This window comes from Protofrankia sp. Cj3 (assembly GCF_917627355.1).
GTDB lineage: Bacteria > Actinomycetota > Actinomycetes > Frankiales > Frankiaceae > Protofrankia.
Map to the genome: position 1 here is coordinate 1 of NZ_CAKJTR010000121.1, position 1,196 is coordinate 1,196.

Below are 1,196 nucleotides of genomic sequence, written 5' to 3' on the forward strand. Positions count from 1 at the left end.
GACCAGCGCGAAAGTCGAATAGGTCGCGCCCCGGTCGACCGGCTCGTTCACACACGCCGTCGACACGCCCGGACGTGCCGCCGCGATCGCCTCGAAAATCGTCCATACGCCGTCCCGGAGCTGGTCGCACGCCACATGCCAGGTGGACGAGTCGTTGGCGATGATCCGGCGCCCGGTCTCGCGGTCGAAGTAGACGTTGTTCAGGATGCCGTGCCGTCCCGGGCCCACCGCGGTCAGCGCCGAGGTGTGGTTCGTGAGCGTGACGCTCGGGAACTCGGCGATGGCACCACCGGCCAGGGCACACCCCCGCGCCAGCAGGCGCGCAACGGCCGGCAGCTCACCCGTGCCGGCCATGTTCAGCAGATCATTACAGTTCGCGCCATCCCAGAGCAGCCCGACGACATGGCGGGCGCCCGGCTCACAGAGGTCCGCGAGCGGCCGGCCGTCGATCTCTGCCCCTTGCGGGCCCGTCATGGACGCCCCGGCCAGCAACGCCAGGGTCGGCGCGATGTCAACGGTGCGGGCGAAGCGGTCGAGCATGCCCCGCCCACGGACCCCGGCCCCGGACAGCAGCAGCGGTGCCCGGGACTGGCCCGCGTCCAGCGACCCGTGCTCACCCAGGTGGCCGCCGCGTTCCGGCCAGTGGTGCGCGGCGCTGTGGACGACCACGATGTCCGGTGACCGGTGCGGATCGGCGAAGGCCGAGGCGAGCCGTACGCCGGCAAGCGGGTAGGAGTTGCGGCTGTTCGGCGGTGACGGATCATCCAGCGCCGCGTCCATGGGAACACCGTGCATCGGGTCCTGCACGGCCACCGGATCGTGCCCGCGCAGGACCTGCCAGGGGCCGGTCGGGTCGGCGAGGGCAACCCTGGAAGCGCCGCCAGCGTTGGCGACGGTGAGCCAGCCGTCACGGACCCACGCGACGACATCCACGATGCCGGCGAGATCCGGGTGGGTCAGGACGGCGACCGCGGCGGACAGGTTGTCACCATCAGCCCTGACGCGGACCTGATTGCCCGCGGTCAGGGCTGTGTCGTGAGCACCGGTCTGGACCGGGAACGTGCGCTGGCTGCTGGGCACGATCAAACACTACCGGCACGCCATGGCCCGCCAGGAGACATTCCGATCAACGCCCCCTGATATTTCAGAAAGGCGCTTGGCGGCCGCCGCCGGCAGGCCCTGGATGAACGTCCGGC

1 protein-coding gene is annotated in these 1,196 nt (G+C 70.9%); it reads right to left on the reverse strand.

Going from position 1 to position 1,196, the window contains the following annotated elements:
* Nucleotides 1-1,080 (reverse strand): alkaline phosphatase family protein (locus MJ783_RS15965; protein WP_370651649.1); only part of this gene is annotated, 1,080 nt, incomplete at its 3' end.
* Nucleotides 1,081-1,196: the final 116 nt, after the last annotated feature.